This window comes from Variovorax sp. P1_G12 (genome assembly GCF_056405555.1).
Genome location: NZ_JBFUBW010000056.1, coordinates 20,580 through 27,098, shown reverse-complemented (window position 1 = coordinate 27,098; position 6,519 = coordinate 20,580). Strand labels below are relative to the sequence as shown.

Annotated in this window: 5 protein-coding genes and 1 pseudogene; 2 read left to right on the top strand and 4 right to left on the bottom strand. The window is 64.9% G+C overall.

Annotated elements, in window-relative coordinates:
• Positions 1–537 precede the first annotated feature (537 nt).
• The 3 genes and pseudogenes from AC1D2O_RS35645 to AC1D2O_RS35635 all read right to left on the bottom strand — a co-directional run.
• Positions 538–1,449 (bottom strand): annotated as a pseudogene (locus AC1D2O_RS35645) (IS3 family transposase); the annotation flags it as partial.
• A gap of 411 nt (positions 1,450–1,860) precedes the next feature.
• Positions 1,861–2,694: a formate dehydrogenase accessory sulfurtransferase FdhD gene (fdhD, locus tag AC1D2O_RS35640; RefSeq protein WP_478094349.1), complete on the bottom strand. Its 834-nt coding sequence runs from the start codon at positions 2,692–2,694 to the stop codon at positions 1,861–1,863.
• 41 nt (positions 2,695–2,735) lie between these two features.
• Complete coding sequence (locus AC1D2O_RS35635) at positions 2,736–3,638, bottom strand: molybdopterin dinucleotide binding domain-containing protein (protein ID WP_478158743.1); 903 nt, start codon at positions 3,636–3,638, stop codon at positions 2,736–2,738.
• Positions 3,639–4,080: 442 nt separating this feature from the next.
• On the opposite strand from AC1D2O_RS35635, the gene AC1D2O_RS35630 reads away from it, so the two are divergent.
• Entirely contained in the window at positions 4,081–4,827 is a 747-nt protein-coding gene (locus AC1D2O_RS35630) for an antitoxin PaaA2 family protein (protein WP_478094414.1), read from the top strand.
• Here the strand turns inward: AC1D2O_RS35630 and AC1D2O_RS35625 are convergent.
• The gene (locus tag AC1D2O_RS35625; RefSeq protein WP_478158744.1) at positions 4,787–4,990 is read right to left on the bottom strand and encodes a hypothetical protein; all 204 of its coding nucleotides are present in this window, start codon (positions 4,988–4,990) and stop codon (positions 4,787–4,789) included. The genes AC1D2O_RS35630 and AC1D2O_RS35625 overlap by 41 nt on opposite strands.
• 620 nt (positions 4,991–5,610) lie before the next feature.
• Here AC1D2O_RS35625 and AC1D2O_RS35620 point away from each other — a divergent pair.
• The gene (locus AC1D2O_RS35620; protein WP_478158742.1) at positions 5,611–6,501 is read left to right on the top strand and encodes a hypothetical protein; all 891 of its coding nucleotides are present in this window, start codon (positions 5,611–5,613) and stop codon (positions 6,499–6,501) included.
• Positions 6,502–6,519 lie beyond the last annotated feature (18 nt).

Below are 6,519 nucleotides of genomic sequence, written 5' to 3'. Positions count from 1 at the left end.
CGTTGACCATCACCCGGATGCGGCGTAGCGGATGATTCGCTGGAACGAAATCGTCCAGCCGTCTCATGGTAAACAAACCTTCGGTGAATGTGTCAGGGCCGCGCATCGGAGCAGGTTTCGTGGGTCTGCGAAGACAACGCCTCAGGCCCACTTTCGGGGGACCATCCGGTGAGGTATTTCAGCAGCCTGCTAAGTTTCGGGGTACACACTGCTTTTCGGCAGCCCGCTCTTCTCCTCCTCCCTCCTCAAGGGCTGCACTTAACCCGCTCCGGCGGGTTTTTATTTGCCCGTCTGAGAGGTTCCGTCGGGTCGGAGGGGCGGGGCGAAGGTCGGCTTCTGTCAAAAACGCTTGGGCGGGCGCACTACTTGCGCCAGAACGCCCACCAAGGTCCCGCAATTCGGGGTGGGGCGCGTAGGTCTGGACTTGACCCTGTTGCGCGGACGGGTTGGGACTTGATTTTCAAGTCGAAGTGACTGGCGACGACGAAGACTTGTCCACCGGCGGCGTGGCGCCTGCCACGCAGACGCCGACGGTGGTCAAGTCGTGTTCGAGGCGAGGCGGTTGCTTGAACATGCTTTGTAGTTCCTTTCAAGCGTTGCCGGCGAGACCTGTCCGAGTGCGCTGTGACGTCGGCGCGGGTTGTACCAGCCCTCGATGTAGGTGAACAGCGCCAGCCGAGCTTCGGTCTTGGTCTGCCAACTGCGCCGGTCGATCAGCTCGCATTCAAGCGTGGCGAAGAAGCTCTCGGCCATCGCGTTGTCGTAGGCATCACCGACGGTGCCCATCGACGGGCGCACGCCCATCTTCTTGCACCGTTCGCCGAAGGCGATGCTGGTGTACTGGCTGCCTTGATCGCTGTGATGGATCACGCCGTCGGGCTTGCGCTGTTGCAGCGCCATGTTCAGCGCCGCGAGCACGAGATCGGCGGTCATCTGTTCGCCGATGGCCCAGCCCACGATGCGCCGGCTCCAGACATCCAGCACGATGGCCAGGAAGATGAAGCCTGCCCAGGTAGGCACGTAGGTCATGTCGGCGACCCACAACTCGTTCGGGCCGGCGGCAATGAATTCGCGCTTGACCAGATCGGGCGCGGGGCGTTGCCGCTCGTCGCGTCGCGTGGTCACGATGAAGCCACGACGCCGACTGACGCCTCGAATGGCGTTCACACGCATCAGCCGAGCCACGCGCTTGCCGCTGACGCGTACCCCTTGGTCGATCAGTTCGGCGCGCACGCGTGGCATGCCGTAGGTGGCATCAGATTCGGTGTGGATCGCTCGGATTCGCTCGAGCAGCACCGCATCGTCGATCGAACGCCCTGATGGCGCTCGATCAAGCCACGCGTAGTAGCCGCTCGCGGAGACTTTGAGAGCGCGGCACATCGTATGCACGGGAACCTTGGCCTGGTTCGCACTCACGAGTTCGTAGACCCGATGGTCGGACTCCTTCTTCCATAAGGATCAGGTGTCCGCGAAATCGGGTCAACTTCAAGACACGCGGCGTCACTACACTTGATCGTCGCGAAGTCCGAGATGACGATCAGCTGCTACGTCCTTGCAGGCCCTACTTGGGTTTTTCAGCAGGCTGACGGCAGGCCTGCATTGCCGTAGCTGATGCATCGCCTTGAAGACCCAACCGCTCAAGTATTTTCGAGAGCCAGCACGCGCCCCCAGCGAATGGCCGAACCGCGCGATGTACGATTTTGTTTCACTGTCTACGACTTTATTTGGCGGGCTACGACTTTCTTCTCCCAAAACAGTGGAACACCACGTCCCTGCGCTCGAAGGTGCCGCGGTAGCATGAACAGGCGCGCATTCATGCGACCTCGCACCCGATCATCGAAGGGTGCGCCCCCCGGAAGGTCAGGGCTGGTGATACGTCGATCGCGCTGGGCTGGACCTCGGCGAAGCCCGGCCGCTATGCGGGCTGCCCGCCGCGTACAGCACCGCCCGCGGCGCGCGGCACAGGCCCCACAGGCGCAGGCCTGCCAGCTGCGCCATCCGCACGCCCATCGCGGTCGGCGCCGACACGGTGCACAGCGCGGCAATGCCCAGGCGCGCGCACTTGCGCACCAGCTCCTGGCTGCCGCGGCTGATCAGGACGACGAATCCGGGCCGGGCCAGTTGCCCGCGCATGGCCAGCGTGCCGATCAGCTTGTCGAGCGCGTTGTGCCGGCCCACGTCTTCCATCACCTCGACCAGCCGGCCGTCGAGCGTGGCCCATCCCGCGGCGTGGATCGCGCCCGCCTCGGCATTCAGCAGCTGACGGGCCGGCAGCGCATCGAGGGCGCGCGGCACCACCCGGGCATCCACGCGTTCGATCCAGTCCGGCGTCGCCAGCGGCTCGAGGTCGAGTCCGGCGAAGCTCTCCACCCCGCACACACCACAGCCGGTCCGCCCCGCCATATTGCGGCGGCGGCCCTTGAGGCGTTCGAAGCTGCGCGCCGAGATGCGCAGGTCGACCTGCGTCGCATCGACTTCGTCGGGCAGCCCGGCGTGGCAGGCGGACAGCGCCTGCACCTCGATGTCGAAGCAAGCGCGGGCATCGTCGAGGATGCCCTCGCTCAACGCGAAGCCGAGGGCGAAGGCCTCGAGGTCCTGCGGCGTCGCCATCATCACGGCATGGGCGATGCCGTTGAAGACCAGCGACACCGGCACCTCCGCGGCCAGCGTGTCCTGGCAGGCGTCTTCGCCCATCACGTGCACGGTATGCCGCGAGATCGGGCGCGGGAGCGCGTTCATGACTCCGACCCTGCGGAGCGGGCCGATCGCCGCAGGCGCACCGGCACCGACTTGTACGAGGGCGTTCCGCTCTGCGGATCGCGGTGCGACAACGCGACCAGCACGTTGGCTTCGGGATAGTAGGCGCCGGCGGAACCCCTGGGAATGTCGTAGGCGACCGCTGTCAGGTTCCGCAGCGCCGCCGCCGGCGCGGTGGCTTCGCCTTCGAAAGCCACCGCTTCGAGATCGACGCGAGCGCCTGCCGCGATGCCCTGCGCCGCCATGTCGTCGGCGTTGAGGAAGACCACGTCCCGGCGTCCGAAGATGCCGCGGTAGCGGTCGTCGAAGCCGTAGATCGTCGTGTTGTATTGGTCGTGGCTGCGCAGCGTGGTCAGCGTGAGCACCCCGACACCGGCGGCACGCGGGTCTTCCCGGAAGCCGGGCATGACGATGAACTGCGCCCGTCCGGAGGCCGTATGCCAGATGCGCTCGGCCGGTCCGATCGGCAGCCGGAAGCCACCGGGTGTCTTGATCCGGTGGTTGTAGTCGTCAAAACCCGGGAGCACGGCCTCGATGGCATCGCGGATGCGGCCGTAGTCGGCGACCATGGCGTCCCAGTCGATGCCATGCCGGCCCGCCAGTACCGCCTTGGCGATGCCGGCGACGATGGCCGGCTCCGAGCGCACCTGATCGGAAGGCTGCGGCAGCCGGCCGGTGGAGGCGTGCACCATCGACATCGAATCCTCGACGGTGATCGACTGCACGCCATCGGCCTGCAGGTCGAGCTCGGTGCGACCGAGGCACGGCAGCAGAAGGCTCTGCCTGCCGACCAGCAAGTGCGACCGGTTGGGCTTGGTCGCGATGTGGACGGCGAGCGCCAGACCGCGCATGGCCGCGAAAGTCCGGTGCGGGTCCGCCATCGCCACCGCGAGGTTGCCACCCAGGCACTGTTGGCGCCGGCCGAAATTTGACCCACCGGGGGTGCGGATAAAACCTTGGACTGATTTTATGCTGCAAGTCCAAGGCTCTCCCGGTATTCGACGGGGCTGAGTGAGCCAAGGGAGATCTTGATCCGGTTCGCGCGAGCCGGCCTCGACAGCTTGCCCGTCTGAAGCGCCAGAGCTTCCGAGCTTCCGCTGACAGAGCGATCTTTGTCTTAGTAGATACGCCCATGCTGGGTCGACGGCGAACAGATAGGCCAACGATCGCTGACAACTCTATTCCTTCGGAGTCCTGAGGGCGCTCGCAACGTCTTCGAACGAAGCACGCTCCAGCTCGGCCGGTTGCTCGACTACCCCTCGCCACTTCGCACTGCCGTGACGAAGACCGACAGAGTCCAAGGAGACCTACCCCCTGCCCGGTTTGGTCGCCGACACGCAGGCACATGACGCCTGTGTTCGCGCCAAGGTGCAGCAAGCGCTGGATGACCTGCGTCCTGCGATCGCGCATGATGTGGTGGCAGAGCGCTTTGCCAAGCGCCACGCAAGGCGGTGCGCAGGAGCGCCCATGGCGTCACGGTCGGCGATCGCATTCGAGGAGAGCTCCAGGAGCTCTGATGTCCACGCCTGGTGCATGCCGGTATTGGCCTCGCCGGAAGGTGGCGGCAACTTACCTCGCACACTGGGAGGGCCGGTTGACCCAGTGCATGGCCCATTTCGGCGCGGGTCATTTCCGGGCCAGGCGCAGCACCAAGGTCTTCATCAGCAGTTCGTCCGCACGCGACGGCTCGATGCTTCCGCTTCGCCCGATGATGCCGTCGACGTCACGTCGTCGAAAATCGGGAGCCGTACCGATTGCGCGGCGACCTCGTGGGCAGTCCTACCAATGCGACGGTTTGCTGACCGGTTTCTTCCTGGAAGGTACATGCATCGGCAATTGAGAAGTTGCCAGCTCCTCGTCCCGGATGTGATGACGTACCCAGTCCGTGAGCGCGGTGAGGCGCTAGTTGGAGTACACGCCCTCTCCTTCGCGGTTTCACGAAGTGGTATCACGAGTCCGATCGCGATGCGGGGCGCGTCCGCACGGACCATCTGCACAGCAGGCTCGAGATCACTGTCGTTCGAGCAGATCACCAGTTGCTCGCATTGCGAATGCATGGCATCGCGCTGAGGTGCAGGGCCAGGTTCACGTCGGTCCGCTTTTCTTCGATCATCCAAATTTGGTGCAAGTCGGCCTTGTTCGGAAGCTGTCCTGGGACATAGCGGGGATGGGATGAGGGCTCCACGATGCGGAAGCCGTGGATGACCTCGACGAGTTCGGGGTGCCTGAACATCAGGGCGCGGGATACCTCGGACTCTGAGTCAGCACCGTGGCGAGCTTAAGTCGCCTTGATGGGCGCCGTGAAGAACTTGACTGCCACCACATTCGCGGACGGATCCTGTATGGCGAGGCGTCGCGACGAAGTGCAACCACGTCCAGCCACTTGAAGGGCGACCCGCGCAGGCGCGAATAGTACAGGCTGTAGCCGTCGATGGAGACCGTGGTTCTCAATGCAGTCGCCAGATGTGAAAAGGCCACCCGGAGGTGGTCTATTTGCCCTGAGCGAGAGCCAACCGAATGACACTGCGAAGGGATTGCGGTTTCATTTTAGCTCTTCTCCGGTCCAGAGGCCTGCCGCACACCGACAGTGCGATGGGCATAGCGGCCTCCCGAGGCGCACGCCGACACCCTGCCAAGCCTCGACACATCGAGCTCGAGCTGTTCAGCACCGAGTGTCCCTGAAGGACGCCAAATGCCTCATCGCAAACGAACTTGCCATGGAGCCGGGCACGCTTGTTTCGCGGGCGCCCGGGCGCAATACATGATCCCCTGGCCGTCGAACTGGGAGACGACGAGGGCTGTTGAAGTTCTCATGGGCGCGCTGCCTTGATACCATGATGCTCAAGTGAAGCAATGCAACTCGATATCTTCGAACACGGCCGCGAGGTGATGCTGAGGAACGACGCTGCGCATGCGCTCGAGCGGCGCGACGCGTCGGCCGCTCGGCAGGCTTGCAATCACCTTTCCCAGGAATATCCGGCCGACGACTCCTTGCCGTCGCGTGTTCTCACCGGCTACATCGAGGCCGCCGAATTCGGCCGCGATGATGCGTTTCGCGACCACGCATCCTTGCGCGAGGCGCGACAGATGCTGGAGGAGTCGATTCGTCACGCTGCGCAGCGCACCTTCGGCAACCGGGCTGCCGCCGGCTGGCTCGCTGCGAGCTGGCAGGACATCGCACGCCGCGCCGGGTCACTGGCCTTCGATGCCCGGCATCCGCAGGACCATGCGGCGCCAATCTGGCTGCGTGCAGGCAACTGGGAGGCCGCCGCGCAGGCGGTCGCCACCATCGAATCGTGGCGACGCAAGCCGGTGCCGCTGGCCTGGATGGCCGAGGCCCGTTTGCACCTGCTCGGTCTGCAGGCGACCTGGCCACTGCTCGCGGAACTGGGATGGCTGTCGCCAACGCTGCTGGAGAACGTCGCGCAACGCTCGCCCGACCCGCTCCTGCCGCAATTGATTCGCAGCTTCGAGGCGAAGTTCGACGCGACCTCCCCGGCCGACGGCGAGATTGCAGATCTGAGTTGGTTTGCTGCCTGGGTGCTCATCGAGCGCCCCGGTCTTCGTGAGCACCTGGCGCTCGCCCAGGCCTCGCTGCACAGCGTGCAAGAGCAGGCGATGCGTCTGCTGGTGGAATTGCTCGGCCTGGAGCGGCAGGGCCGCCACGCCGACATCATCGAGCGACGCAAGTTGCTTCGCGACCTCCAGCCCTCGCTGTACGCGGCGTACATGAAGAGTCGCTGACGACCGCGCCGGAGACCA